The 26,276-nt window shown below is 75.0% G+C and carries 27 protein-coding genes; 12 read left to right on the top strand and 15 right to left on the bottom strand.

Going from position 1 to position 26,276, the window contains the following annotated elements; translation table 11 throughout:
- Positions 1-58: 58 nt before the first annotated feature.
- Complete coding sequence (locus ACFFJG_RS12035; RefSeq protein ID WP_378518968.1) at positions 59-1,525, bottom strand: DUF7059 domain-containing protein; 1,467 nt, start codon at positions 1,523-1,525, stop codon at positions 59-61.
- Between the two features lie 232 nt (positions 1,526-1,757).
- On the opposite strand from ACFFJG_RS12035, the gene ACFFJG_RS12030 reads away from it, so the two are divergent.
- Entirely contained in the window at positions 1,758-2,660 is a 903-nt protein-coding gene (locus tag ACFFJG_RS12030; protein ID WP_378518967.1) for a phosphotransferase, read from the top strand.
- Positions 2,661-2,719: 59 nt separating this feature from the next.
- On the opposite strand, the gene ACFFJG_RS12025 is transcribed toward ACFFJG_RS12030, so the two are convergent.
- The gene (locus tag ACFFJG_RS12025) at positions 2,720-5,032 is read right to left on the bottom strand and encodes a sodium-translocating pyrophosphatase (RefSeq protein WP_446686225.1); all 2,313 of its coding nucleotides are present in this window, start codon (positions 5,030-5,032) and stop codon (positions 2,720-2,722) included.
- Positions 5,033-5,200: 168 nt separating this feature from the next.
- Positions 5,201-5,536: an anti-sigma factor antagonist gene (locus ACFFJG_RS12020; RefSeq protein ID WP_378518965.1), complete on the bottom strand. Its 336-nt coding sequence runs from the start codon at positions 5,534-5,536 to the stop codon at positions 5,201-5,203.
- Between the two features lie 175 nt (positions 5,537-5,711).
- On the opposite strand from ACFFJG_RS12020, the gene ACFFJG_RS12015 reads away from it, so the two are divergent.
- From ACFFJG_RS12015 to ACFFJG_RS12005, 3 genes are all read left to right on the top strand, one after another.
- Positions 5,712-8,045, top strand: a complete 2,334-nt coding sequence (locus tag ACFFJG_RS12015; protein WP_378518964.1) for a DNA 3'-5' helicase SftH — start codon at positions 5,712-5,714, stop codon at positions 8,043-8,045.
- Between the two features lie 25 nt (positions 8,046-8,070).
- Positions 8,071-8,376 carry a hypothetical protein gene (locus ACFFJG_RS12010; protein ID WP_378518963.1) on the top strand — a complete coding sequence of 102 codons (306 nt, stop codon included), beginning with the start codon at positions 8,071-8,073 and terminating at the stop codon, positions 8,374-8,376.
- Positions 8,377-8,448: 72 nt separating this feature from the next.
- The gene (locus ACFFJG_RS12005; RefSeq protein WP_378518962.1) at positions 8,449-8,865 is read left to right on the top strand and encodes a hypothetical protein; all 417 of its coding nucleotides are present in this window, start codon (positions 8,449-8,451) and stop codon (positions 8,863-8,865) included.
- Positions 8,866-8,895: 30 nt separating this feature from the next.
- Here the strand turns inward: ACFFJG_RS12005 and ACFFJG_RS12000 are convergent, their stop codons facing one another.
- The 7 genes from ACFFJG_RS12000 to ssd form a co-directional block, all read right to left on the bottom strand.
- Entirely contained in the window at positions 8,896-9,237 is a 342-nt protein-coding gene (locus ACFFJG_RS12000; protein ID WP_378518961.1) for an Rv3654c family TadE-like protein, read from the bottom strand.
- On the bottom strand, positions 9,234-9,608 hold the full coding sequence (locus ACFFJG_RS11995; RefSeq protein WP_378518960.1) for a TadE family type IV pilus minor pilin: 375 nt from the start codon (positions 9,606-9,608) through the stop codon (positions 9,234-9,236). Before ACFFJG_RS11995 ends, ACFFJG_RS12000 begins: the two co-directional genes overlap by 4 nt.
- Entirely contained in the window at positions 9,608-9,808 is a 201-nt protein-coding gene (locus ACFFJG_RS11990) for a DUF4244 domain-containing protein (protein WP_378518959.1), read from the bottom strand. Before ACFFJG_RS11990 ends, ACFFJG_RS11995 begins: the two co-directional genes overlap by 1 nt.
- Before the next feature lie 150 nt (positions 9,809-9,958).
- On the bottom strand, positions 9,959-10,528 hold the full coding sequence (locus tag ACFFJG_RS11985) for a type II secretion system F family protein (RefSeq protein ID WP_378518958.1): 570 nt from the start codon (positions 10,526-10,528) through the stop codon (positions 9,959-9,961).
- A 125-nt stretch (positions 10,529-10,653) separates the two neighbouring features.
- Positions 10,654-11,328: a type II secretion system F family protein gene (locus ACFFJG_RS11980; protein WP_378518957.1), complete on the bottom strand. Its 675-nt coding sequence runs from the start codon at positions 11,326-11,328 to the stop codon at positions 10,654-10,656.
- Positions 11,325-12,488 carry a TadA family conjugal transfer-associated ATPase gene (locus ACFFJG_RS11975; RefSeq protein ID WP_378518956.1) on the bottom strand — a complete coding sequence of 388 codons (1,164 nt, stop codon included), beginning with the start codon at positions 12,486-12,488 and terminating at the stop codon, positions 11,325-11,327. Before ACFFJG_RS11975 ends, ACFFJG_RS11980 begins: the two co-directional genes overlap by 4 nt.
- Positions 12,485-13,507 carry a septum site-determining protein Ssd gene (ssd, locus tag ACFFJG_RS11970; RefSeq protein ID WP_378518955.1) on the bottom strand — a complete coding sequence of 341 codons (1,023 nt, stop codon included), beginning with the start codon at positions 13,505-13,507 and terminating at the stop codon, positions 12,485-12,487. The genes ACFFJG_RS11975 and ssd overlap by 4 nt, the downstream gene beginning before the upstream one ends.
- A gap of 145 nt (positions 13,508-13,652) precedes the next feature.
- Here ssd and ACFFJG_RS11965 point away from each other — a divergent pair, with 145 nt between their 5' ends.
- A complete protein-coding gene (locus ACFFJG_RS11965; RefSeq protein ID WP_378518954.1) occupies positions 13,653-14,450 on the top strand; it encodes an HAD family hydrolase in 798 nt (265 codons plus the stop codon).
- A 275-nt stretch (positions 14,451-14,725) separates the two neighbouring features.
- On the opposite strand, the gene ACFFJG_RS11960 is transcribed toward ACFFJG_RS11965, so the two are convergent.
- Entirely contained in the window at positions 14,726-15,442 is a 717-nt protein-coding gene (locus ACFFJG_RS11960) for a Fic family protein (protein WP_378518953.1), read from the bottom strand.
- Positions 15,439-16,155 (bottom strand): hypothetical protein, encoded by a 717-nt coding sequence (locus ACFFJG_RS11955; protein ID WP_378518952.1) that lies wholly within the window; start codon positions 16,153-16,155, stop codon positions 15,439-15,441. Before ACFFJG_RS11955 ends, ACFFJG_RS11960 begins: the two co-directional genes overlap by 4 nt.
- A gap of 135 nt (positions 16,156-16,290) precedes the next feature.
- Here ACFFJG_RS11955 and ACFFJG_RS11950 point away from each other — a divergent pair, with 135 nt between their 5' ends.
- The 7 genes from ACFFJG_RS11950 to ACFFJG_RS11920 are packed head-to-tail and all read left to right on the top strand — an operon-like array spanning position 16,291 to position 23,869.
- Entirely contained in the window at positions 16,291-17,667 is a 1,377-nt protein-coding gene (locus tag ACFFJG_RS11950; RefSeq protein WP_378518951.1) for a calcium-binding protein, read from the top strand.
- Between the two features lie 36 nt (positions 17,668-17,703).
- Positions 17,704-18,555 carry a class I SAM-dependent methyltransferase gene (locus ACFFJG_RS11945; protein WP_378518950.1) on the top strand — a complete coding sequence of 284 codons (852 nt, stop codon included), beginning with the start codon at positions 17,704-17,706 and terminating at the stop codon, positions 18,553-18,555.
- 19 nt (positions 18,556-18,574) lie between these two features.
- Positions 18,575-20,041 (top strand): calcium-binding protein, encoded by a 1,467-nt coding sequence (locus tag ACFFJG_RS11940; protein WP_378518949.1) that lies wholly within the window; start codon positions 18,575-18,577, stop codon positions 20,039-20,041.
- A gap of 27 nt (positions 20,042-20,068) precedes the next feature.
- Entirely contained in the window at positions 20,069-21,199 is a 1,131-nt protein-coding gene (locus tag ACFFJG_RS11935) for a sensor histidine kinase (protein WP_378518948.1), read from the top strand.
- 52 nt (positions 21,200-21,251) lie between these two features.
- The gene (locus tag ACFFJG_RS11930; RefSeq protein WP_378518947.1) at positions 21,252-21,965 is read left to right on the top strand and encodes a LytR/AlgR family response regulator transcription factor; all 714 of its coding nucleotides are present in this window, start codon (positions 21,252-21,254) and stop codon (positions 21,963-21,965) included.
- The gene (locus ACFFJG_RS11925; protein WP_378518946.1) at positions 21,962-22,351 is read left to right on the top strand and encodes a hypothetical protein; all 390 of its coding nucleotides are present in this window, start codon (positions 21,962-21,964) and stop codon (positions 22,349-22,351) included. The genes ACFFJG_RS11930 and ACFFJG_RS11925 overlap by 4 nt, the downstream gene beginning before the upstream one ends.
- A 3-nt stretch (positions 22,352-22,354) precedes the next feature.
- Positions 22,355-23,869 (top strand): sodium/solute symporter, encoded by a 1,515-nt coding sequence (locus tag ACFFJG_RS11920; protein WP_378518945.1) that lies wholly within the window; start codon positions 22,355-22,357, stop codon positions 23,867-23,869.
- Here the strand turns inward: ACFFJG_RS11920 and ACFFJG_RS11915 are convergent.
- The 3 genes from ACFFJG_RS11915 to ACFFJG_RS11905 are packed head-to-tail and all read right to left on the bottom strand — an operon-like array spanning position 23,866 to position 26,134.
- Positions 23,866-24,555, bottom strand: a complete 690-nt coding sequence (locus ACFFJG_RS11915) for a VOC family protein (protein ID WP_378518944.1) — start codon at positions 24,553-24,555, stop codon at positions 23,866-23,868. The genes ACFFJG_RS11920 and ACFFJG_RS11915 overlap by 4 nt on opposite strands.
- A 48-nt stretch (positions 24,556-24,603) precedes the next feature.
- Positions 24,604-25,419: an SDR family NAD(P)-dependent oxidoreductase gene (locus tag ACFFJG_RS11910; protein WP_378518943.1), complete on the bottom strand. Its 816-nt coding sequence runs from the start codon at positions 25,417-25,419 to the stop codon at positions 24,604-24,606.
- A 46-nt stretch (positions 25,420-25,465) separates the two neighbouring features.
- On the bottom strand, positions 25,466-26,134 hold the full coding sequence (locus tag ACFFJG_RS11905; protein WP_378518942.1) for a 2'-5' RNA ligase family protein: 669 nt from the start codon (positions 26,132-26,134) through the stop codon (positions 25,466-25,468).
- Positions 26,135-26,276 lie beyond the last annotated feature (142 nt).

The raw sequence follows: 26,276 nt of genomic DNA, 5'->3' as shown, positions 1-26,276 counted from the left end.
GGCAACGGTAGCGCCACATCGCCAGATGGCCACCCCGGGCGGCGTGGCCACCCCGGTCTCAGGCCTCCAGGAAGCCCTCGGCCAGCAGGTCGCGCACGACCGGGACGTACGTCGCCGCGAGGTCGTCGGCGTCGCGCTCGAGCAGCGACCCGAGGGCGCCGAGGAGCTGGCCGACCGACAGGTCGCCGTCGCAGGCGCCGACGAGCGCGGCCTCGACCGTGTCGGCGGTGCGGGCCCGGCGGAAGCCGCGCTGCTGGCGCAGCACGATCGCCTCGGGGTCCTCCGCGCCGGGCCGGCCGACGGTCTCCTGCTGGACGTCCTCGCGGGCGCGCAGGTGGAGCCCGAGCAGGTCGGCGTCGGTGAGCCCGGCCAGGTCGCCCGCGGCCGTGCCCCAGTCGCGGATCGCGGGCGCGATCGGCTGCTCGACGTCGTAGGGCCACTCCTGCAGGTCGTGGCGACCGGTGCCGCCGAGGCGGACGTTGATCCAGCCGAAGCCGACGCCCTCGATGCCGGCCTGCTCCAGCCACGACAGCCAGGTGTCGTAGCGCTCGGCGTAGTCGCGCCCGCCGTGGTGGCCGGAGTCCTTGAGCCACAGCTCGACGTAGGAGGCCGGGTCGAGGGTCTCGCGCTGCACCACCAGGGCGTCGCAGTCGGGGCGCAGCCACGAGGCCAGCCGCTCGTCCCACGGCGTGCCGTCGACGATCGCCCAGTTGGCCAGCACCTGGAGCCAGCCGCCGTCGGTGAGGTGGTCGGGGCCGGTGCGCACGATGTGCTCGACGACGCGGTCGCCGGGCAGCCCGGAGTCGCGGTAGACCAGGCGCTCGCCGGTCGCCGGCGAGATCACGAACGGCGGGTTGGTGGCGACCAGGTCGAACCGCTCCCCCGCGACCGGCTCGAAGAACGAGCCGTCGCGCACGTCGACCTCCACCTCGTTGAGCGCCGCGTTGAGCCGGGTCATCCAGAGCGCACGGGCGTTGACGTCGGTGGCCACCACGCGCCCGGCGTGCCCGGCGAGGTGCAGCGCCTGCACGCCGCACCCGGTGCCGAGGTCGAGGGCGCTGCCGACCGGCTCCCGGATGGTCAGCTGCGCCAGGCTCGTGGAGGCGCTGGAGATGCCGAGGACGTGGTCGGGACCGACCGCGACCGGCGCTCCGTCGAGGCCGGGGGTCAGGTCGGAGACGATCCAGAGGTCGCGGTCGTCGACCGCGTAGGGCCGGCAGTCGGTGCGCGCGGCGACCTCGCTGATGCTCTGCTCGAGCAGCCCGGTGGCGCACAGCCGGTCGACGAGCCCAGGGAGCGCCGCGTCGGCGTCCTCGCGCGGCACGGTCGTCTGCAGCAGGAACAGCCGGACCAGCGTGTCGAGCGCCGACCCCGACGTCGTACGCCGCAGGGCGGGGCGCGTCTCGTTGCGTCCGAGAGCGCGGTGGGCGTCCTCGCCGATCGCCTCGGCGACCCGGTCGTAGGTGAAGTCGGCGGCGAGCAGCGCCTCGCGCAGCGGGGCCATCAGGTCGAGGTCGGACGACATGCCCCCAGCCTCCCAGACCCGGCCGCGCGGTGGCCTTCGAGCCCGGCGTGCTCCACGAGCGCTGCCGCGGGCGTCGCGCCACCGGCGGTCACGGGCTCGCCTGGCGATCGTCGCGGGACTCGTGCGCCGCATGGGGGCGAGGTGGTCGCCGCGACCGAGCCCACCGGGGGCGCGCTGTTCCGGTTCGCGCCTCCCCTGGGCTGAGCCCACCGCGGACCGGCAGGATGGCGACGTGCTGGAGCCGCCTCCCGACGTGTCCGACGCCGACGTCCTCGAGGTCGTGCGGGCCCACTGGGAACCCCGTGCCGACGCCGTCGAGCACCTGCCGGTCGGGTGGGGCGCGCACCACTGGCGCGTCGACGTCGCCGGCGAGCCGACCCTGTTCGCCACCCTGGACCCGCCCCTGCCGCGCCACACCCCGGCGAGCCTGGAGGCGGCGTACGCCTCGGCCGCGGCCCTCGACCTCGACTTCGTGTGGCCGTCGCTCCCGCACGCGGCGGGCGGTCTCACCGTGCCCGTCGGCCGGCGGACCGCCAGCGTCACGGGCTGGCTCGACGGTGAGCGACCCCGCGCGTCGGTGGCCGAGCTGCCCGACCTGCTGGCCCGCCTGCACGCGTGCCCGGCACCGGCCACGGCCCGCACCTGGCGCACCGAGCTCGACCCCGACCTGCCCGCTCTGCTGCGTGACCTGCTGCAGCACGAGTGGACGGGACCCCTCGGTCCGGCGGCGCGCACGCTCCTCGTCGAGCACCTCACGCAGGTCGGCGGCTGGGTGCGCGAGCACGCGCGGCTGCTCGACCTCGCCGACCCGGCGGCGTACGTCGTCACGCACGGCGAGCCCCACGTGCGCAACCAGTGGCTGGCGCGCGGGCGGACGTGGCTCATCGACTGGGAGTCACTGGTGCTGGCCCCGCGCGAGCGCGACCTCGCCACCTTGGTGCACGAGGGCCGCGACGTGCCGCACGACCGGGAGATGGTCCGGCTGGTCCGGCTCTTCGACCTCGAGTGGCGACTGTCGGAGATCTGGTCGTTCGCCCAGTGGCTGCAGGGCCCGCACGCCGGCGACGCGGACGACCGCACCGCGCTGGGCGGGCTGACCCACGAGCTGTCGCGTCCGCACTTCGGCGGGGGCTGAGACGCGCCACGGCCCGCCGCTCCGGGGAGGAGCGACGGGCCGTGGACCCGGGTGTGCGGTCAGACGGTCGTCGAGGCGGGTGCCTCGTCGGTGATCGACGACTCGCGCTGCTTCGACATGTAGACGACGCCGACGATGATCGCCGCGGCGACGAGGGCGATGACGATGCGCAGGGCGTCGTTCTGGTCGTCGCCGACGCTGAGCGAGACGACCGCGCTCGCGATGAGCAGCGAGACCAGGTTCATCACCTTGATCAGCGGGTTGATGGCCGGGCCGGCGGTGTCCTTGAACGGGTCGCCGACGGTGTCGCCGATGACGGTCGCGGCGTGCGCGTCGGAGCCCTTGCCGCCGTGGTGGCCGTCCTCGACCAGCTTCTTGGCGTTGTCCCACGCACCACCGGCGTTGGCGAGGAAGACCGCCATCAGCGTGCCGGTGCCGATCGCGCCGGCCAGGAAGCCGGCGAGGGCGGTGAACCCGAGGCCGAAGCCCACGGCGATGGGGGCCATCACGGCGAGGACGCCGGGCGTGACCAGCTCGCGCAGGGAGTCGCGGGTGACGATGTCGACGACCTTGCCGTACTCCGGTCGGCCGGTGCCCTCCATGATCCCGGGGATCTCGCGGAACTGGCGGCGCACCTCCATCACGACCGCACCGGCGGCGCGGGCGACCGCGTTGATGGCGAGGCCGGAGAAGAGGAACACGACGGCCGAGCCGAGCAGGATGCCGACCAGGACCGACGGGTCGAACACGAAGAGGCTGAACAGCTCGGTGCCGTCGGCGTTGGACTTCTCCAGCTCCTCCAGCGCCGTCGAGGCGTACGAGCCGAACAGCGCGGTCGCGGCCAGCACGGCCGTCGCGATCGCGATCCCCTTGGTGATCGCCTTGGTGGTGTTGCCGACGGCGTCGAGGTCGGTGAGGATCTGCGCGCCGTTCTCACTGACGTCGCCGGACATCTCCGCGACGCCCTGGGCGTTGTCGGAGACGGGACCGAAGGTGTCCATCGCGACGATCGAGCCGACGGTGGTGAGCAGGCCGCAGCCGGCCAGCGCCACCGCGAAGAGCGAGATCGTCAGGGAGCCGGTGCCGAGGAGGAACGCGCCGAACACGGCCGCACCGAGCACGACGGTCGTGTACACGGCTGACTCGAAGCCGACCGACAGGCCCGACAGGATCACGGTGGCGGGGCCGGTGAGCGAGGTCTTGCCGACGTCCTTGACGGGGCGGAACTCGGTCCCGGTGAAGTAGCCGGTGAGGGCGAGGATCGCCGCGGCGAGCACGATGCCGATGACGACGGCGACCGACGCGATGAGCGCGGGGCTGCCGTCGGGCGTCTCGGCGGAGATCTGGTCGAGCACGCTGGCGCCGACGCCGGTGAGGTCCGCGAAGTCGGTGGGCAAGTAGACGAACGACAGGATCACGCTGGCGACCGCGCCGATCGCGGCGGAGACGTAGAAGCCGCGGTTGATGGTGGCCAGGCCGCTGACGCCCGCCTTCGGCGTGGTGATGAAGACACCGAGGACGGCGGTGAGGGCACCGATGGCCGGGATCAGCAGCGGGTAGACCAGGCCCTTGTCGCCGAACGCCTGCGAGCCGAGGATCAGCGCGGCGACGAGCGTGACGGCGTACGACTCGAACAGGTCGGCGGCCATGCCGGCGCAGTCGCCCACGTTGTCGCCCACGTTGTCGGCGATGGTGGCGGCGTTGCGCGGGTCGTCCTCGGGGATGTTCTGCTCGACCTTGCCGACCAGGTCGGCGCCGACGTCGGCGGCCTTGGTGAAGATGCCGCCGCCGACGCGCATGAACATGGCGAGCAGCGCCGCACCGAAGCCGAAGCCCTCGAGCACCGACGGCGCCTCGTCCTTGAACAGCAGCACGACGACGCTGGCGCCGAGGAGCCCGAGGCCGACGGTGAGCATGCCGACCGTGGCGCCGGTGCGCAGGCCGATGTTCATCGCCCGCTCGCGGCCCTCGGTCTCGGCGGCCGCGGCGACGCGCAGGTTGGCGCGGACGGCCAGCGACATGCCGAGGTAGCCGACGGCGGCGGAGAAGCCGGCGCCGACGAGGAAGAACACGGAGCGGAAGATCCGGACGGTGGTGTCGTCTGCGGGCAGGGCCAGAAGGGCGAAGAACGCGATCGCGGCGAAGACCGCCAGCGTGCGGAACTGCCGCTGGAGGTAGGCGTCCGCGCCCTCCTGGACCGCCTGGGCGATGGTCTTCATGTTGTCCGTGCCCTCGCCTGCGGCGAGCACCTGCGACCGGAACATCGCCGCCATCCCGAGCGCGCCGAGCGCGATCAGGGCGACGATGACGACCAGGACGAGGTTGCCGCCTGCGAGGTCCGGACCAACGACTGCGGGCATGATCCCGGCCATGTGCGCGTCCTCCTGAGAATTGGATCGTGAGTGCGCCGGAGTCTACGCAGACGTGACCCAGATCACGGGGCAGGGTGATCCACGCCACACCGGGCACCTGGGAGCGGGACGCGAAAAACCCCTCTGGACCTGTCCGGAGGGGTGTGAGGTGCTGCTGGCGGGGCGCCGTCAGGCGCCAGGTGCGAGGCCGGCGGAGTCGTGGATGACGAACACCTTGGCCAGGCCGGTGATCCGGAAGATCTTGAGCAGGCGCTCCTGGGTGCAGACCAGGTCGAGCGAGCCGTCGTGGGCGCGGACCTTCTTGAGGCCGCCGACCAGCACGCCGAGGCCGGTGGAGTCGAGGAACTCGACGGCCTCCAGGTCGACCACGATGTCGTAGGTGCCGGCACCGACGAGCTCGGTGATGCAGTCGCGCAGCTTGGGCGCGGTGTAGACGTCGATCTCGCCGCCGACCGACACGACGGCGCGGCCGTCCACCTCGCGAGTAGCAAGGGTGAGATCCACGACTGGGCCCCCGGAGTGTGTGCGGACAGTGCGTCTACGAGGCACGCGGGCGTGCCCCTGAGTTTCTATCGGGTCGTATCAAACCACGAGTCCCTCCCGTCGCGCAGGTGTCCCCAACAGTTGCCGTCGCAGGCGTGGCGGCCCCGGCGTCGGTGGCGTTTGCCAGACTCGTCGGGTGACGTCCGCCCTGCCCCGCGCCCCCCACGGCGTCGACGCCCTGGTGCGCCGCCTGTCCGCGGTCCCGGGCCGGGAGGACCGGCTGCGCCACCTCGAGGTGCTGCCCCCGCGGGAGGCGGTCCACGCCGACTGGCCGGCCTGGGTCCCCGACGACGTCCGCGGTGCGTTCGCGGCCCACGGCGTCGCGCGCCCGTGGCGGCACCAGGTGGTGGCCGCCGACGTGGCCCACGCCGGCGACCACGTCATCGTCGCCACCGGCACCGCGTCCGGGAAGTCGCTGGCCTACCAGCTGCCCGCCCTCTCGGCGGTCCGCGCGGCCCGGGGTCCCCGGGGCGAGCGCGGGGCGTCGGTGCTCTACCTCGCACCCACCAAGGCCCTGGCCCACGACCAGCTGGCGAGCCTCACCTCGCTCGGCCTCGACGTCCGGTTCTCCGCCCACGACGGCGACAGCTCGCGCGAGGAGCGCGACTGGACGCGCGACTTCGGCGAGTACGTCCTCACCAACCCCGACATGCTCCACCGCTCGCTGCTGCCCGCCCACCACCGCTGGTCGCGGCTGCTCGGGTCGCTGCAGTACGTCGTCGTCGACGAGTGCCACCACTACCGCGGCGTGTTCGGTGCCCACGTCTCCCACGTGCTGCGGCGGCTGCGGCGGGTGTGCGCGATGTACGGCGCGCACCCCACGTTCGTGCTCGCCTCCGCCACCGTCGCGCAGCCGGAGGTCACGGCGTCGCGGCTCACCGGGCTCGACGTCGTCGCCCTGACGCAGGACGACAGTCCCCGCGGCGCGGTGTCGCTGCTGCTGTGGGAGCCGCCGTTCACCTCCCACGGCGGCGAGAACGGCGCCCCGGTGCGGCGCGCCGCCTCCTCCGAGGTCGCCGACCTGCTGGCCGACCTGGTGGCCGAGGACGTCCGCACGCTCGCCTTCATCCGCTCGCGGCGCGGCGCCGAGCAGGTGGCGCTCACCGCGGCCGAGCTGCTGGCCGAGGTCGACCCGTCGCTGCCCGGCCGGGTCGCGGCCTACCGCGGCGGCTACCTCCCCGAGGAGCGCCGCGCGCTCGAGGCCTCCCTGCGACGCGGCGACCTGATGGGCCTCGCTGCCACCAACGCCCTCGAGCTCGGCATCGACGTGAGCGGCCTCGACGCCGTGCTGATCGCAGGCTTCCCCGGCACCCGTGCGGCGTTCTGGCAGCAGGTCGGACGGGCCGGTCGCGGCGCGCAGGACGCGCTCGGCGTGCTGGTGGCCAAGGACGACCCGCTCGACACCTACCTCGTCACCCACCCCGAGACCCTCATCGGCGCACCGGTGGAGGCGTCGGTCTTCGACCCCGACAACCCCCACGTGATGGGCCCCCACCTGTGCGCCGCGGCGCAGGAGCAGCCGCTGACCGAGGCCGACCTCCCCCTCTTCGGCACGTCCGCGCGGGAGGTCGTCGACGATCTCGTCGCGCTCCAGCTCCTGCGCAAGCGGCCGCGCGGCTGGTTCTGGACCGACCGCGGACGGGCCGCCGACCTCGCCGACATCCGGTCCGCCGGCGGGTCGGCCGTGCAGCTCATCGAGGCCGACACCGGCCGCGTGGTCGGCACGGTCGACTCCTCCGGCGCCCACAACCAGGCCCACCCCGGCGCGGTCTACGTCCACCAGGGCGAGACCTGGCTGGTGGAGGACCTCGACCTCGAGCACCACGTCGCGGTGATGCGACGCGACGACCCCACCTACAGCACGACCGCACGCGAGGTCACCGACATCTCCATCGTGTCCACGCGCGAGCGCCGGTCCTGGGCCGGGTGCGAGCTGTCGCTGGGCGAGGTCGACGTGTCCCACCAGGTGGTGTCGTTCCTCAAGCGCCGCCAGCCCGGCGGCGAGGTGCTCGCCGAGGAGCCGCTCGACCTGCCCGAGCGCACGCTGCGCACCTCCGCGGTGTGGTGGACCGTGCCGGACGACGTCGTCGCGGAGGCCGGGCTCGCCTCCCTCGACGTGCCGGGGGCCGCGCACGCCGCCGAGCACTGCTCGATCGGCCTGCTCCCGCTCTTCGCGACCTGCGACCGCTGGGACATCGGCGGGGTCTCCACCGCCCGGCACGCCGACACCGGTCTGCTCACGGTGTTCGTCTACGACGGGCACCCCGGCGGTGCGGGCTTCGCCGAGCGCGGCTTCCACACCGCGGTCGCGTGGCTCTCGGCGACCCGCGAGGCGATCGCGAGCTGCGAGTGCGCCTCGGGGTGCCCCTCGTGCATCCAGTCGCCGAAGTGCGGCAACCAGAACAACCCCCTCGACAAGGTCGGTGCGATCCAGCTGCTCGATGCCCTCCTCTCGGGTGCCCCGCGCTGAGGGGGCGGAGCGCTAGATTCGCGTCATGGTGTTCCTCGGTCTGGCCCTCATGATCCTCGGCGGCATCGCGATCCTCTCCGCCGTCTTCGTCAGCGAGCCCGGCACCGGAGGCGAGCTGCTCGGCTTCGACGTCACCACGCTGGAGAGCTTCCTCGTCGGCGTCGCCGCCGGCGCGGCCATCCTGTGGGGCTTCTCCATCCTCAAGTGGGGCACCCGGCGCGGCATCGCGCGGCGCAAGGAGCACAAGGAGCTGAGCCGGCTCAACGAGAAGCTCGACCGCGTCGAGGCCGAGCGCCGCGACGAGGACCACCCGGAGCGCGGCACCGTCTGAGCGGCGTGCACTAGCCTCCGACCCCGACAGAGCCCCCGCAACCCGCGGAGGCGTGATCCCTCGGGGGAAGACATGAGCATCCGTCAGAGAAGCGCGGTGGCCGTCGGTTCGGCCGTCATCTCGCTCGTCGCCGTCCACACCCCTGCTGGTGCCGCCGCTGAGGCGCCGAAGCAGGCACGCAAGGCCGACTCGTTCTGGTGCTACGGCACCTTCGACGTCATCGCCACCCGCACCTTCGGTCCCTCGGACTGGAAGCAGCAGCTCGGCGTCCGCGCGAGCGACGGCGCCCGCGCCGTCCGGGTGTTCCACCCCTCGGGCCGGGTGGACCGCTACCGGTTCAACAACCGCGAGGCCAACGGCACCGTCTGGACGACCTCGGCCACGCGGGGCGCGGACGCCTGCATCGTGTTCAGCCCGGGCGGCCAGGCGGCCGCGCAGCCGGAGGCCGACAACGGCTACGGCTGGCGCACCGGCTACTGGCAGGGCTGATCCGTCGGGCCGGTCCGTCCTGGTCAGGTGTCAGGACGGAGCGGCCCTCGCCTCGGCGGTGACCCGCACCTCGCGCCATGGCACGGCGGGGCCGGCCACGGAAAGGACCACCCGCACCTGCCTCCCCTTCGCGACGCATCCGTCGAGGCGCGCGCCACTCGCCACGGCCACCGACAGCGCGGCGGCGCACGACTCCTCCGGGCGGCCCGCAGCCGCCAGCGCGGCGAGGTCGGCCGCCGCCTGCGCCCGGCGCTGGGCGACGACGAGTCCACCGGCTGCGGCAAGACCCGTCATCACGAAGAGCAGCACCCCCGCCATCGCCACGACCAGGACCGTGGCCCCGCCCCTGTCGCAGCGGCTGCGGGTGCTCACGGGGCGCCCGCCTCCTCTTCGACGAGCGCGACGGCCTCGGCCTGCACGGTGACGCCGGGCAGGGCGCCCAGCAGCCCGCCGGGGCCCACGACGCGCGCCGTCGCGGTGGCCTGGACCCGCCCGTCGGCGATCGCGATCTCGACGTGGCCGCCCTCGGGGGCGATGCGCAGCGCGACGGCGCGGGCCGCTGCCTCGTCGTCGCCCCGCGCCACGGCGCGCGCGGCCTCACGGGCGGCGTCGACGACCCGCACCTGGGCCGCGCCGACCGCGAGCATCCAGACCAAGCCGGCGGTCAGCGCGACCAGCAGCGGGATCCCGAGCGCGAGCTCGGCGGTGGCGGCACCGCGATCGCGCCGGGCCCGCGCACCCATCAGCCGATCCCCAGCAGGCCCATGACGTGGTCGAAGAGCCGGTGGAGCAGCTGGTCGCCGAAGCTGCCGGTCAGCAGCTTGTAGAGAAGGGCTGCGAAACCCGCGCCGGCTGCGGTGCCGACGGCGTACTCCGCGGTGGTGATGCCGCGCTCGTCGCGGGTCACGTGCGTGCGGGTGGTGGTGGCGGTCTGCCTGGTCATCTGTCCGGTCATCTGTCTCCCCATCGTCCGAGGGCCCCCGGTGGGCCTCACACGACGAGCCTCGGGCGGCCGGGCGTCGCGCGCACCCGGGTGCGCGACGAGCTGTGGAGGAGGGCCGCGAGGCGGGGTCTGTGGACGTCCGGTGGGCCGTCACGGCGCCATCTGACCGAAGAGCGACGCCACCGTCGGCACGACGCCGAGCAGCAGGAAGGCCGGCAGCAGGCAGGTGCCGAGCGGGACCGCTGCGGCCACGCCCACCCGGCGGGCGGCGTCCTCGGCACGCATCAGGCCCTCTCGCTCGAGCTCGTCGGCGAGCCGCTCGACGGCGGTCACCACCGACGACCCCGACGACTGGGCGCGGACCATCGCCCGCGCCAGCGGCGCCAGGGCGTCGTCGTCGAGCACCGCCGACCACGCCTCCGCACCCGCCGCACCCCACCGCGCGTGCTCGACCACGACGCCCAGCCGGTCGGCTGCCGCGCCCGGGGCCGCCTGGCAGACCACGGCCAGGCCGGCGACGGGATCGGCGCCGCCGCGCAGGGTCGAGGCCAGCAGGTCGACCAGGTGCGGGAGGGTGCGTTCGACCTCCTCCCGCTCGCGGCGCACCGACGACGGCTCGGCGTGCGCGAGGACCCACCCGGCGGTGAGGGCTCCCGCCGCGCCGGCGACCGGACCGAGCGCACCCCCGACGAACGCCCACGCGCAGGCGCCTGCGCCCACGACCACGGCGGGGCGGACGATCCCCGCCCGGCCACGGGCGCGTGGGCGAGGAAGCGGTGGTCCCGGCGGTCCTGCAGGCAGCCAGAGCCACGTCGCAGCGAGGCCCAGCCCGACGCACAGCCAGGTCACGGCGCCACGACCCGGTCGGCGAGGCGCTCGATCCACCACAGGCCGAGGCCGACCAGCCCGACACCGAGCACCAGGCAGCCCCACCCGACCGGTTCGCGCAGGAGGAAGGCCCACGGGTCGGACCCCGCACCCGACCCCATCACCAGCACCGCGACGGGCAGGCAGGCCACCAGCCGTGCCGTGGCCCGGGCGGAGGCGAGCTCGGAGTCGACGAGGCGACGGGTGCGACGGCGCGCCCGCAGGCCGGTCGCGGTGCGCTCGAGCGCGGCGCCCAACCCGTGGCCCGACTGCTGGGCGACCTGCCACGCACCGGCCACCCGGACGAGGTCGTCGGACCCCGGCCGCTGCCGGGCCAGCGCCCGGAGCGCCTCGGGGACGTCGGCTCCCAGGCGGCTCGCCTCCACCACGACGGAGAGGGGTTCCCAGCGCTCCTGCGCAGTGGCGAGGGCGGTCGCCGGGGGAAGGCCGGCGGCGAGCTCCGCGGCGAGCACGTCGCAGACCTCCAGCACCGCGGCGCGGTCGGCGGCGGCCCCGCGACGTGACGACCGTGCCCGCGACCGGCCGCGCCGAGGCCGTGCGACCGGGGGCAGCGTCGGTCGTGCCGGGAGCAGCACCACGACGGCCGCTCCCAGCAGCACAGCGGCGACCACAGCGGCCACCACAGCGCTCACCACGCCACCGAGCCGAGTCGCTCGGCGAGTGCCTCCGACCCGGGCCCGGGCACCACGCGGTCGGTCTCGAGCCGGGCCGCGGCACGCATCACCACGAGGCCGTCGGGACCGCGCTCGGGCACCGCGAGCTCGAGCACCCGGCGCCTCCCGTCGCGGCCGCGGCCCAGGTGGACGACCACGTCGAGCGCCGCCGCGAGCTGGCTGTGGGCGGCCTCGCGCGGGAGCCCCGCCGCCAGCGCCAGCGCCTCGACCCGCGCAGGGACGTCGGCCGCGGAGTTGGCGTGGAGGGTCCCGCACCCGCCACCGTGGCCGGTGTTGAGCGCGGCGAGCAGGTCGACGACCTCGGCGCCGCGCACCTCCCCCACCACCAGGCGGTCGGGCCGCATCCGCAGGGCCTGGCGCACGAGGGTCTGGAGGGTGATCTCCCCGGCCCCCTCGATGTTGGGCGGACGGCCCTCCAGCGCGACGACGTGCGGGTGGTCGGGGCGCAGCTCGCTCGCGTCCTCGACGAGCACGATGCGTTCGCCGTGGTCGACGAGCGAGAGCAGGGCCGAGAGGACCGAGGTCTTGCCGGTGCCGGTGCCGCCGGTGACGAGGAAGGCGCATCGCGCGTCGACGACCTCCTCCAGCAGGAAGGCGCCCTCGGGCGGCAGCGCACCCTCCGCGACCAGCTCGGGCAGCGTCCAGACCCGGCCGCGCGGCACCCGCAGGGACAGGGCCGTCCCGCCGCGGGCCACCGGAGCCAGCACCGCGTGGAAGCGGGTGCCGTCGGCGAGGCGGACGTCGGCGTGGGGCGAGGCGTCGTCGAGCCGCCTTCCGGCGGAGGCGGCGAGCCGCTGGGCGAGGCGGCGCACCGCGGCGTCGTCGGGGAAGCCGACCGCTGACCGTTCGAGGCCGCGCCCGCGGTCGATCCAGACCTCGTCGGGCCCGTTGACCAGCACGTCGGTCACGCCAGGCAGCCGCACCAGCTCCTCGAGCGGGCCCGCACCCAGCACGTCGCGCCGCAGCAGGTCGTGCACCGCGAGGACGGTCGCGTCACCGACCGGTGCCCCCGACGCCCGCAGCGCCTCGGCGACGCGGTGGGGCGTCAGCTCACCCGGGCCCGCCGCCAGCCGGCGGCGTACGTCGTCGACGACCGCGGCCGGCACCGGGGCGCTCACGCCGCCTCCGCGAGCCGGCGCCCGAGCAGGTCGCGGGCGACCCGGGCCAGCGGCCCGCGGGCGGTGAGCGGCCCGTGACCGCGGTCGACGGCTCCGGCGACGCCGCGCTGGTCACCGAGCACCGCCACCACCGGCAGGCCGGTGACCTGCTCGGCGTCGGCGTCGGACAGTCCTCCGGGACGTACCACCAGCCCCGCGCGGTCGCGGCGCCCGAGGTCGGTGACGAGGCGCGCGGTGGCCGCCAGTCCCTGCACCGTCGCCGGCGTCACCACCAGCAGGTCGTCGCAGCGGTCGGCGAGCTCGCCCAGCACCGCCGACTGGCGGGCCAGGTCGACCACCACGAGCGCGTGCCCACGCGCGGCGGCGGGCAGCACCCGGCGCACCGTGGGCAGGTCGAGCCGGCGGCGCAGGCCCGACCACGTCAGCACGCCGAGGTGGTCGCGGCGCGGCACGCCCTCGCGGAGCTCGCGCGCACCGAGGCGTCCGGCGGTGTCCTCGAGCGCCTCCCACCGCACGCCGGGGGCGTCCTCGATGCCGACGAGCCGGTCGAGCCCGGGGCCGAGCGGGTCGGCGTCGACGAGGAGCGACGGGCTGCGGGCGGCGTACCACTGCGCGAGCGCGCACGCCAGGGTGGTGCTGCCGCTGCCGCCCGCCCCGCCGACCACGCCGACGACGCGGCCGGGCGCACCCTGCTCGCCGAGGTCGGACAGCAGCCCGACGAGCGCGCCGGGACCCACCGCCAGGTCGAGGACGGACCCCGCCCCCAGCCGCACGGCGGCCCGGAAGGCGGCATCGGGGGGCGCCGCTCCGACGACGTGGACCCCCTCGCGGCGCGCGGGACCGAGCTCGGCCACGGCCGCGGCGAGGTCGTCGCCGACCAGCACGAGCTCGGCAGCGCCCCAGGCGGCGAGCGCGAGGACCGGCTCACGGCACACCGAGGCCTCGACGCCGGCGGCGGCGCACAGCGGGACGACGGAGTCGTGGACGGCGGCGGACGAGGTGAGCAGGAGGACGGCCATGGCAGCGACCCTCACCGCCGGCACCGACGCCCGGCACCTGTCGCTGCCGTCGCATGTGGAGGAGCGCCCATGACGGCACCCTGTGGACGGAAGGTGGTCCGCGATCCGGGCCTGCCGGCCCTCGCCGCGCGCCTACGATGGCGGCATGACCCGCCCCACCGCGGCCTTCTTCGACCTCGACAAGACGATCATCGCCAAGTCGAGCACGCTGGCCTTCAGCCGCGAGTTCCAGGCGGGCGGGCTCATCTCACGGCGCGCGATGCTGCGCTCGGCGTACGCCCAGTTCGTCTTCTTCACCGGCGGCGCCGACCACGACCAGATGGACAAGATGCGCAAGTTCATGTCGCAGCTGTGCGCCGGCTGGGACGTCGCCACGGTCCGCGACATCGTCCACGAGACCCTCACCACCATCGTCGAGCCCCTGGTCTACGACGAGGCGGTCACCCTCTTCGAGGAGCACCGCGCGGCCGGCCGCGACGTCGTCATCGTCTCGGCCAGCGGCGTCGAGGTGGTCGAGCCGATCGGCGAGATGCTCGGCGTCGACCGCGTGATCGCGACGCGGATGGAGATCGCCGACGGCCGCTACACCGGCAACATCGACTACTACGCCTACGCCGAGGAGAAGGCGCGGGCGATCGAGCAGCTCGCCGAGCAGGTCGGTTACGACCTGTCGCAGTGCTACGCCTACAGCGACTCGGTCACCGACGTGCACATGCTGCAGGTCGTGGGCCACCCCTTCGCGGTCAACCCCGACAAGGAGCTGCGCCGCATCGCCGTGGCCCACGACTGGCCGGTCCTCAGCTTCGTGCGCCCGGTCGCGCTGCGACGCCGGATCCCGGTGCCTGCGGCCCGGCCGACGCTCGCCGCACTGGCCGTCGGGGGCGCCGTCGCAGCCGGCGGCGTGGTGTGGGCCAACCGCCGCAGGCGCGGGCACGAGGCCTGAGCGCGACCCACCGGCGACCCACCGGCGCTCGGCAAAGTCAAGGCTTGAAGGTGCCCCGCGGGCGGGCTACAACTGGAGGAAGAACTCCACAGAGCAGCACGTGTGCCGGGTACCCACGCGGCGATCCACCCATCCGATGGGGTGCTGGCCACTCGGGACTTGCCCGAGGCAGCGATTGCGACAGCACGCTTGGTAGCCATGGCCTACACGTGTCAGCGACGGCACCCGGTCCACGTGAACGGGTGCCGTTCGCACGCCGTCTCCACGCCTGTCGCTCAGCCCCGCAGCGGCGAGGCCTCCGCGCCCGCCGAGAACGCCTCGGCGCCGTAGAGCGCCCACGCGTGCACGCCTGACGGCCCGCCGCTGCTGTACGCGCGCAGGTTGGACTCGTAGGCCGCCCGGTGGGCCAGGTGCCCGGACTCGGGCACCAGCAGCGACTTGGCGTCGACCCCGCGGGCGACCAGCACGAGCCGCTCCAGCGCCCGGGCCACGATGCCGTTGTGGGAGGCGAAGGGTGCGGCCGTCGCGACGTCGGCGTGCGCCACCGCGGCGACGAGCAGGGCCGGCGCCCCGGTGCCGGACAACAGCAGCTCCGCGACCCCGCGCAGGCGGTCGGCCGACGCGGCGTCGCGCGGGCGCCCGAGCTGGTCCTCGGGAAGCGACGAGGCACCGACGACGGCGTGCAGCCGGGCGATCGCCTGCAGCGGTGCGGTCTTGAGCAGCGGCGCGAGCGCGAGCATCGAGGCCGAGAGCCGCACGGCGTCGGTCGCGATCTCGTCACCCTCGCCGGCGCGGACCTCCTCCAGCGTGGAGGCCGAGCCCTCGAGGACCGCGCTCGCGTGCGCGCCGCGCAGCAGCGACTCGGCGGTCGTCTCGGGCGACGTACGACGCAGGCCGCGGTCGCGCAGCATCACGTCGATCCCGTCGCGGGTGCCCGCGTAGGCCGAGCGGACGCCCTCGAGGTCGGTGAGCCAGGCGAGCGGGTCGGTCATGGGGAGGACGGTAGCCGGGGCAGCAGCGAGATCTTCTGCCAGATCTTGCGCGACATGCCGGTGGTGAGCATCTCGAGGTCGCTGACGGTCGTCAGCACCAGCGCGTCGCGCGACTCCTCCGCGCAGAGCGCGGCGACCTTGCCGATGAGCGACAGCGTCTCCGAGCAGTAGTCGAGGTAGTGCTCCATCTCGCTGCGCGTGAGGTCCGAGCGCACCGACGCACCGGTCCGGACGAAGTCGGGGCGCAACCGCTCGGGGTCCTTGGTCAGCTGGTGCATGTCGACGATGTGCGCCAGCGAACGGAGCCGGTGGAGGAGGTCGAGCAGGTGGCCGCGCTCGAGCCGCTGCGGCAGCGCGTAGAGGAACCACAGGGCCAGGCCGGCGAACACGAGGTCGTTGATCGTCGACTCGATCAGCGGCACCCACTCGAACGACCGGTCGGGGCCGGCGCTCACCGCGTCGCGGGACGCGAGCACGAAGACCACGACGCTCGCCAGCAGCACGACGGCCGCGGCCAGGCGGGACGCCAGTCGCACCCACCGCAGCCGCACCCGCACCGTGGCGGACCCGGCGGCCACGTCGGCCGTCAGCACCCCCAGCTCGCCGACGACCGCGAGGAGACCACGGTCGGGGAACCGCGCCCGCACGCGGGACTCCAGGCGGGCGACGGTGTCCTGCACCGGCGCCGCGTCGAGGCGGTCGAACGAGCTCACGCGGGCAGCGTAGGGCCACCGGCTCCGCGTCGGACCTCCTCGACGGTGGGGCGGGCACCATTGACCGGGCGCGTCGTGGATGTCGAGGATGGCGCCCGGAGCGCGGCAGCCGGCCCCTCCGTCAGGGGGAGACACATGCGTACGTCCGTGGCCGCTGCAAGCGTCCTGATCGCGGGCGTCCTGCTCGCGGCGCCCACCACCGCCACGGCGGCGGGTGAGACCTGCCAGGGGCAGGCCGCCACGGCGGTCGGCAGCCTCGACTCGACCATCACCGGGACCGACGGCCGGGACGTCGTGGTGACCAACGGCGCGGCGCAGGTCGCGACCGGCGCCGGCGACGACCTGGTCTGCGTCACCGCCGGCCCGGGTGGGCAGGCCACCAGCGGGTCGTCCACGACCCCGCTGTCGGTGAGCGTGCTTGCGGGGGCGGGCAACGACGTCGTGTCGAGCGAGGGGCTGCCCACGGGCACCATCGTGGTGGGCCTCGGCTCGGGCAGCGACACGTTCTCCGGACGCGCGTCCCACGTCGACACCGGCGAGCCGACCCCGTCCGGCACCCAGGTCGACGCCGAGGGTGACGCCGTCGACGTGGAGCCCGCGTCGCCCGGCGACTTCGCGCCGAGCGTCACCACGGGGCAGCCCGGCGTGGCCAACGCGGACGTCGTCCGGGTGTCGGCTGGCGCCGAGGTGCTGTGGTCCGGGGTGCCGACCACGTCCACCGCGCTCGGCTCCGACGGCGACGGCCAGCTGTGGACGCAGCTCCCCGGGGGCGAGGTCGACGCCGACCTGGCCGCTGGCACCCTGACGTCAGCAGGTGGCGGCACGCTGCGCTTCACCGGCTTCACGACGTTCGACCTCGTGGCGAGCGCGGCGACCACGCGTGTCGGGGTCGTCGGCACCGCGGGCCGCGACGACGTGGCGCTGCGCGACCTCTCGCCGGCCGTGCGCCTCGACGTCTCCCTGGGCGACGGTGACGACGTGCTGCGGACCACCACCGCGGCAGCACCGGGCAGCGCGGTCGACGGGGGCGTCGGCCACGACCGGCTCGCTGCCGAGTCGACCGGCCGGCTGCGGGTCGACCTCGCCCGGCACCGCGCGGGCGACCTCGCGGCGCGGGGCTTTGAGGACGTGTGGGCGGCCGCGCGCTCGGTGGACGTGCGGGGCGACGGCCGGGCCAACCGGGTGGAGGTCGTGGCGTGCCGCACGGCCGTGGACGGCCGCGGCGGCGCCGACAAGCTGTTCACCGTCTACGGCTACCCGAGCCTGGTGGACGAGGTCGACTGCTCCTCGCGCACCCGGGTGCGCATGGTGGGCGGCGCGGGCGACGACAGCCTCGTCGCGCAGCACGCGGGCAGCGACGTGCTGCTGGGCGGCGCCGGCGACGACCGGCTCTGGGGAGGTCGCGGTGACGACACGCTGCTCGGCGGGTCCGGCCGCGACCGCGTCGTCGGCGCGAGCGGCCGCGACACGTGCAGCGGCGAGCGGGTCTCCGGCTGCGAGCGCCGGCGCTGACGTGGGGGGCGCGGCGACGTCGGTAGCCTGACCCCGATGAGCGACCAGCACCCCGAGACCCCAGCCACCACCGACCGCGCCCGGTCGTTCGGCGCCGTCGCCGAGGCGTACGACCGGGGCCGGCCGACGTACCCCGCCGAGGCGGCCGCGTGGCTGGTCGGCGGCGAGGCGAAGGTCGTGCTCGAGCTCGCCGCCGGCACGGGCAAGCTCACCCGCGAGCTCGTCGACCAGGGCCACGCGGTCTTCGCGACCGAGCCCGACGAGCAGATGCTCGCCGTGCTGCGCGAGCGGGTCCCGGAGGTGAGCGCCAAGCCGGCGACGGCCGAGGAGATCCCCGCCAACGACCGCTCGGTCGACGTGGTGGTCGTGGCGCAGGCGTTCCACTGGTTCGACCCCGAGCGCGCGCTCCCCGAGATCGCGCGCGTGCTGAAGCCGGGCGGCCACCTCGCGCTCGTGTGGAACAGCCGCGACGAGCGGATCCCGTGGGTGCGACGGATGGGCGACCTGCTGGGCCGCCAGGACCTCGACACCTCGTCGTCGGAGCACGTCGTGCACAGCGACCTCTTCGGCTTCGTCGAGGAGGCGACGTTCAAGCACTGGCAGGAGATCGACCGCGAGTCGATCATCGACATGGCGCGCTCCCGCTCCAGCTTCGCCGTCATGGACCCGGCGGAGCGCGAGGACCACCTCGCCGAGGTGCTGGCCTTCTACGACGACTACGGCCGCGGCATGGACGGGATGCGGATCCCCTACGTGACGCGCTGCTACCGCGCGGTCGTCGTCGACAGGGACGAGTCGACAACTTCCGAGGGCGACGCGCCGTCACAGGGGGGACCTGTCGTGAGCGACGGCACCGACGCCGACATGCTGCTCATCGACTTCCGCTGACCGACCACCTGGGGGACCCGTGCGCCGCACGACGCCACTGACGACTGCAGCGCTGCTGGGCGTGGCGCTGCTCACGCCCGCGACGGCGAGCGCCGCCGGCGAGACCTGCCGCGGGGAGGCGGCGACCATCGTGGGCACCGGGACGACCGTCACCGGTACGGCAGGGCGTGACGTCATCGTGACGGGACCGGCGGGCGTCGTCGACGCGCTCGGCGGCGACGACCTCGTCTGCGTGAGCGGCGGACCGGGCAACGCGAACCTGCTGAGCATCGATGCGGGCAGCGGCGACGACGTCGTCGACGCCACCGCCCTCACGCCCGGCTACTACGTCACGGTGGTCCTGGGCTCCGGGGCCGACGTGTTCGCCGGCGGGCGGTCCGACGAGACCGTGTTCGCCGGCGAGCGCACCACGCAGCCCGGCGGGTCCACGGCGCCGGGGCCCGACACCGACCGGGACACCGTCGACACGGGCGAGGCCGGCGACTTCGTGCACACCGGGTCGGCCGGCACCGTCAACCGCGACGTCGTCTCCCTCGGGCTCGGTGACGACGGCGTCTCGCTGGGATCGGTGCAGGTGGGCGCGGAAGCCTCGTTCGACGCCGGCGACGGCGTGGACCGGATGTACCTCGACGCCGGCGACAGCGACATCACCCTCGACATGGCGGCAGGCACCTTCACCACGCCGGCCGGCACCGGGCGGGCCACGGGCGTCGAGACCGTCGCCCTCACCGCCGGCACGAGCCGGGTGACCTACCGCGGCACCCCGGGCAACGACACGGTCGACGTCAGCCCCGCGGGGGGCACGCCCACGCTGGACATCGAGACCGGAGCCGGGCAGGACGCGATCGTCGTCGAGCCCGCGACCATCGCACCGGGCAGCCGGATCGACGGCGGCATCGGGCGCAACACGCTCACCGCGGCCAACCGGTCGGGGTCGATGGACCTCGACCTCGAGCAGGGCACCTTCGCGATCGACGGCCAGCGCAGCACCGTGGCGGGCATCCAGGACGCCACGTTCTACGTGCCCTGGGTGTCGATGGTCGGGGACGCCCGCGGCAACAACCTCGCCTTCTCCGGGTGCGTGGGCGACCTGGTCGGCGGTCGCGGCCGCGACCGGCTTCTCAACGTCTACGACAGCTTCTTCGAGTCCTACGTCTTCGACTGCCGCGCCCGTACCACGATGGTGGGCGGCCCCGGTGCCGACCGCCTCCGCGGCGGCCAGGCGGGCGACCGCCTCTCCGGCGACGGCGGCAACGACACCATCGAGGGTCGCGGCGGCCCGGACCGGATCCGCGGTGGCGACGGCCAGGACGCCCTGGACGGCGGCGAGGGCCGCGACCACGTCCGCGGCGACGGCGGGCGCGACTCCCTCGCCGGCCGGACCGGCGACGACACCCTGGTCGGGGGTGCCGGCAACGACGCCGCCGACGGGTCGACCGGTCGCGACCGCTGCGTCGCCGAGCGCGAGCGGGGCTGCGAGCGCTGAGCCCCTGCGGCACCTAGGGTCTGGTGCGTGGCGAGGTGGAGGTGGCGGCGTACGTCGCTGGGCGGCGAGGCCGACCGGGCCGCGTTCCGCACGCTGCACCACGCCTCGCTGGCCAGCCCGGCGCTGCGCGAGGGCCTGACCGTCGCCAGCGCCGAGCGCAGCGTCCGGCACCTGCGGGCGCTGCTCGACACCCCGGCCGCGGGTCTCGGCGACACCAGCGGGCTGCTGGCCTGGGACGGGCTCGGCAGCCACCACCGCAGCCAGCTCCCGGCCACGATCGCGCAGGTCGCGGAGACCGGGCGCACGATGATCGTCGACGAGCGGACGCTGCGCTGCGACGACGGTGGCTGCCAGGTGCGGCAGGCGGTGGTCAGCCCCTTGGTCGTCGAGGACACGCTCGTCGGGGCGCTGGTCGTGGGGGCGCCGCACACCACCGGCGGGCTCGTGCGGGCGGCCGACGAGGTGGCCTCGTGGGTCAGCGGACAGCTCGAGCTCGCCGAGCTCGACGCCTCGCGCACCCGGCTGATGGAGGCCGAGGTGCGCGCGCTGCGGGCGCAGATCAGCCCCCACTTCATCTACAACTCGCTCGGCGCCATCGCCAGCTTCGTGCGCACCGACCCCGACCGGGCGCGCGAGCTGCTGCTCGAGTTCGCCGACTTCACCCGCTACTCCTTCCGCCGCCACGGCGACTACACGACGCTGGCCGAGGAGCTGCGCTCGGTGGAGCGCTACCTCCTGCTCGAGCAGGCCCGCTTCGGCGACCGGCTGCAGGTGACCCTGCAGGTGGCGCCCGAGGTGCTGCCCGTGGCCGTGCCGTTCCTCTGCATCCAGCCGCTGGTGGAGAACGCGGTGCGCCACGGCCTCGAGGCCAGCGCCGACAAGGACGACGGCGTCGGGCGGCTCTCGATCACCGCGCGCGACGTCGGTCAGGAGTGCGTGATCGAGGTCGAGGACGACGGCACCGGCGAGGACCCCGAGCGGGTCCGCCGGGCCCTGGCCGGTGACGCGTCGATGGACTCGGTCGGGCTCGGCAACGTCGACGCGCGGCTGCGCAACGCCTACGGCGACGACTACGGTCTGGTCGTCGAGACCGCACCCGGCGCCGGCACCAAGGTGGTCGTCCGGGTGCCGAAGTTCGCCCCCGGAGTGCAGGTATGAAAACACCCCATGCGAGTCCTCGCTCCGCTGCGGCCCGCACAGGGACCCCGAGATGAGCCCATTGAGAGTCCTCGCCATCGACGACGAGCGCCCCGCGCTCGACGAGCTCACCTTCCTGCTCGGCCGCGACCCGCGCATCGGCGAGGTGCGCGGCACCGACTCCGCCACGGAGGCGCTGCGGGTGCTCCAGGCCGAGGAGGTCGACGCGGTCTTCCTCGACATCCAGATGCCCGGGCTCACCGGCCTCGACCTGGCCCAGGTCCTCTCCCGCTTCCGCACTCCCCCGCCCGTCGTCTTCGTCACCGCGCACGAGGAGCACGCGGTGGCCGCGTTCGAGCTGCGCGCGGTCGACTACGTCCTCAAGCCGGTCCGCGAGGAGCGCCTCGCCGAGGCCGTGCGCCGTGTGGTCGAGGCCGGCGGCCCGGCGCCGTCGGGCGACGTGCAGATCCCGGTCGAGCGAGGCGGCGTGACCCGCTTCGTCAACCGGTCCGACATCACCCACGTCGAGGCGCAGGGCGACTACGCCCGCCTCCACACCTCCGAGGGCTCCCACCTCGTCCGCACCCCGCTGTCCTCCCTCGCCGAGCAGTGGGCCGACGCGGGCTTCGTGCGGATCCACCGCTCGGTGCTGGTCGCGCTGCCCCACGTGGAGGAGGTGCGCAGCGAGGCCGGGCGCGTGAGCGTCGTGGTCGGCGGCGTCGAGCTGCTGGTCAGCCGGCGCCACACGCGCGACCTGCGCGCGCTGCTGACGAGGAGGGGACCGTGAGCCAGCCGCCCCCGCCCCGGGTGCGGGTCACCGGGCCGCCGCGCCGGCGCGCCCACGTCGTACGCACCGGGCGGGCCTCGGAGATCGACGCGGAGACCGAGCTCGGCGAGGTCTTCATGCGCTCGCTGCTGCGCGAGCAGCTCGCGCTCGCGCTGCGGGTGCTGCTGGTGCTCGGCGTGACGCTGGGCTCGCTGCCGCTGCTGTTCCACCTGGTGCCGGCGCTCGACGGGGCGCGGGTCGGGCAGATGCCGCTGGCGTGGGTGCTGCTGGGGGTGCTGGCGTACCCGTGGTTGGTGCTGCTCGGCTGGTGGTACGTCCGTCGCTCGGAGTCCAACGAGCGCGACTTCGCCGAGCTGGTGGGCACCGTGCTGCCCGAGGAGGACTGAGACGTGGGCACCGACGTCGTGCCCGGCGTGGTCGCGGTCGTGCTCGTCTCGCTGGCCACCCTCGCCATCGGCACGTGGGGCCTGCGGATCTCCCGCACCACCAGCGACTTCTTCGTCGCCTCCCGCACCGTGCGGCCGCGGCTCAACGCGAGCGCGATCGGCGGGGAGTACCTGTCGGCAGCGTCCTTCCTCGGCGTCGCCGGGCTGCTGCTCACCTTCGGCGCGGAGATGCTCTGGTACCCGATCGGCTGGACCGCGGGCTACCTCGTGCTGCTCGTGCTGGTCGCCGCGCCGCTGCGCAGGTCGGGGGCCTACACGCTGCCCGACTTCGCGGAGGCGCGGCTCGGCTCGCGCACCGTCCGCACCCTCTGCTCGGTGCTGGTCGTCGGCATCGGCTGGCTCTACCTGCTGCCGCAGTTCCAGGGAGCCGGGGTGACGCTGCGCGCCACGATCGGCGCGCCGCCGTGGGCGGGCTCGCTGGTGGTCGCGCTGGTGGTGCTGGCCTCGGTGAGCCCGGGCGGGATGCGGTCGATCACCTTCGTGCAGGCGTTCCAGTTCTGGCTCAAGCTCACCGCCCTGCTGGTGCCGGTCTTCGTGCTGCTCGCGGTCTGGGCCTCCGACGGCGCGGCGGACCCGACGGCCTCGGCGCCGACGTCGTGGTCGGTGCCGCTGGCCTCCCCCGGCGGCGGCATCGGGCTCTACACGACGTACTCGCTCATCATCGCCACGTTCCTCGGCACGATGGGCCTGCCGCACGTGGTCGTGCGGTTCTACACCAACCCCGACGGCCGCGCGGCCCGCCGCACCACGCTCGCCGTGCTCGTGCTGCTCGGCATCTTCTACGTGCTGCCGCCGGTCTACGCCGCCCTCGGCCGGGTCTACGCGCCCGACCTCGTGGCGGCCGGCTCCGACGTCCTGGTGCTCGAGCTCCCGAGCCTCGTGGTCGGCGGCCCGCTCGGCGCGGTGCTGACCGGGCTGGTGACCGCGGGGGCGTTCGCGGCCTTCCTGTCGACGAGCTCGGGGCTGACGATCGCGGTCGCGGGCGTGCTGTCGCAGGACGTCACCGGTCGGCGGTGGGGGTCCTTCCGCCTCGGCGGCGTCGCGGCCTTCCGCGTCGCGGCCGCCCTCGCGGTCGTCGTGCCGCTGCTGGCATCGCTCCCGGCGCAGGACGTCGCGCTCGCCCGCACCGTCGGCCTGGCCTTCGCGGTGACGGCCTCCACCTTCGCCCCGCTGCTGATGCTCGGCATCTGGTGGCGCGGGCTGACGCCCGCCGGGGCGGTGACCGGCCTGCTCGTCGGCGGGCTCGGCTCCGGCACCGCCGTCGCCTGGACCCTCGCCGCGCCTCCCGCCGACACCTGGCTCGCGGCCCTCCTCGGCCAGCCCGCCGCCTGGTCGGTGCCGGCCTCGGTGCTGGCGATGATCGTGGTCTCCCGGGCCACCCGGGGCACGGTGCCCGCCCACACCGGTCGCTTCATGGTGCGCCTGCACACCCCCGAGGCCGTCGAGCTGCAGCGCTAGGCCTGCCCCCCGACGCGCACCCGCACCTCGTTGCCGTCCGGGTCGGCGAGCTGGACCTCACCGGCACGGCGGCGTACGACGCTCGCGCCGAGGGCGACGAGGTCCTCGACGTCGGCGTCGAGGTCGTCGACCTCGAGCTCGAGGTACGTCCGGTCGGGGCGGTGCTTGGCGTTGAGCGGCTCGCCGCCCCAGGCGATCGTGAACCCGCCGCCGGGCGGTGAGATCGCGGTCTCGCCGTCCTCGTCGTGGACCAGCGGCCAGCCGAGTGCGCGGCTCCAGAACACGCCGAGGTCGCGGGTGCCGTCGGCGGCGAGCTCGCCGAGGAACCCGGTGCCGGCCAGCCAGCGGTTGCCCTCGGGGATGACGCACAGCTCGTCGCCGCCCGGGTCCGCGAGGACGACGTGCGGCTCGTCGGGCAGCTGGCCGACGTCGAGGTGGATCGCGCCGAGGGCGAGCGCTCGCTCCACGGTCTCGGCCTGGGTGCGGTCGTTGCTGGTCAGGTGCACGTGGAACGGGTTGGGGCCCTGCCGCGGTGCGTCGGTGGCCTCGAACCGGAGCCCGAGCGGGGAGTCGCCGGGCGGCACCCACGTGCCGTCGCGCTCGCGCCCCAGCAGGTCGGCCCAGAAGCGGGCGGCCGCCTCGGGCGCGGTCGAGCGGACGACGAGGGCGTGCAGCCGGGCAGCCATGGGGGCAGGCTAGGCACCCCTCGCGGCGCACGTCACGCGGTTATCGGCTCAGGCCCGTTCCTCGGCGACGCCGTTGCCCCCGTCGACGACGAGGCACTGGCCCGTGACGTAGGACGCGCCGGGTGAGCAGAGGAACGCGACGGCAGCCGCCACCTCCTCGGGCCTCGCGCTGCGGCCGAGCGGGGTGCGGCGGCCCTGGCGCACCTCGTCGTCGGTCTGGCTGCCGGTGGCGATCCACCCGGGGGCGACCGCGTTGGCGGTGATGCCGTCGCGGCCGTGGTCGACGGCGGTCGCGCGGGCCAGCCCGACCATGCCGGCCTTGGCCGCGGCGTAGGCCGCCTCGCCGCGCATCGCCATCACCGGGCCGGTCACCGAGGCGACCATCACCACCCGCCCCCACCGCCCCTCGCGCATGGCGGGCAGGGCCGCGCGCGTGGCCAGGAAGGCGGTGTCGAGGTTGCGGGCGAGCGCGGCCCGCCACTGCGGGTAGGTGAGCTCCTCCGGCGTGCCGGACTCCGCGCCCCCACTCGCTGCCACGTCGACGGCGGGCGCGCTGGTGCTCGTCATGCCCGCGTTGTTGACCAGCACGGTCGGCGCGCCGAGCTCCCGCACGACGCGGGCGTGCGCCTCGGCGACCGCCGCCTCGTCGGCCAGGTCGGCGACCACGCCGACCGCGCGGACGCCCCGGGCCGCCAGCTCCTCGGCGCGGTGGTGCGCCCGGTCGGTGGTGGCGCCCACGGCGACGGCCGCGCCCAGCTCGCCGAGCAGCGCGGCCGTGGCGAAGCCGATCCCGTCCGGCGCTCCCGCGCCGGTCACCCAGGCGACCCGTCCGGTGAGGTCGAACGGCGCAGGCGTCGAGGGCATGCGCGCACCCTGACCCGCGCCCGGCGGGCCGGTCAAGCGGCCGCGGTCAGGCCAGGATGCGGATCTCGGCCTCGCCGGCGTCGTCGTCGAGGCCGATGCGGGCGACCTCGGCGAAGCCCGCGCCACCGGAGAAGGACGCGCGGAGCAGGGTGAGGTGCGGGGCCGTCCACCAGGGACCGACGTGGGGGACCTCGAGGCCGGCCACCGCGTCGGGCAGCACCTCGCCGTCCGGAACGTCGAGCCGGCCGAGGACCACCTCGGGGCGGAAGCTGCGGCGGTCGAGGTAGAAGCGGTGCAGGGCCGCGACCTCGATGACGTTGCGGTAGATGTCACGCAGCGCGTCGACGTCGCCCTCGAGCTCGGCCGTGACGTCGTACGGCGCGGCCTCGGCGACCACGACCTTGCTGACGCGGAGCACGGGAGCGCGCCACTCGGCGGCCGCCGCCTCGAGGTCGGACCTCAGGTCGGCCGCGACGTCGGCGGTCACGTTGCCGAACTTGGCGATCTTCACGAACACCGACTCCGGTGTGGCGGCGACGAACGACGCCACCGGACCCGGCTGCTCGACGGGCCGACGTCGCCAGCGCGACAGCAGGCCGCCCCCGGTCTGCTCGGGGACGTCGGGGACGGTCGCTGCGACGAGGGCCGGAGCGACCTCGAACGCGGTCGCCCGGACCACGTCCTCGGGCGCCGCCACCACGGCGTGCAGCTGCATCGTCGACCTCTCCCGGCTGCGGTCCTGCAGGGCCCGCACCGTCCACGTTGGTGTGTGTCTCCCCTGCTGTTCGGCCGCGGAGGACGCGACCTGAGGGATCGGCGCCGCCGGAGGGGGCCGGCGTCCCGGGCCCGGACGCACG

The organism is Nocardioides zeicaulis (assembly GCF_042432345.1).
GTDB classification, from domain to species: domain Bacteria; phylum Actinomycetota; class Actinomycetes; order Propionibacteriales; family Nocardioidaceae; genus Nocardioides; species Nocardioides zeicaulis.
Note: the sequence above shows the minus strand (reverse complement) of the source record. Positions and strands in the feature narration are given on the sequence as shown.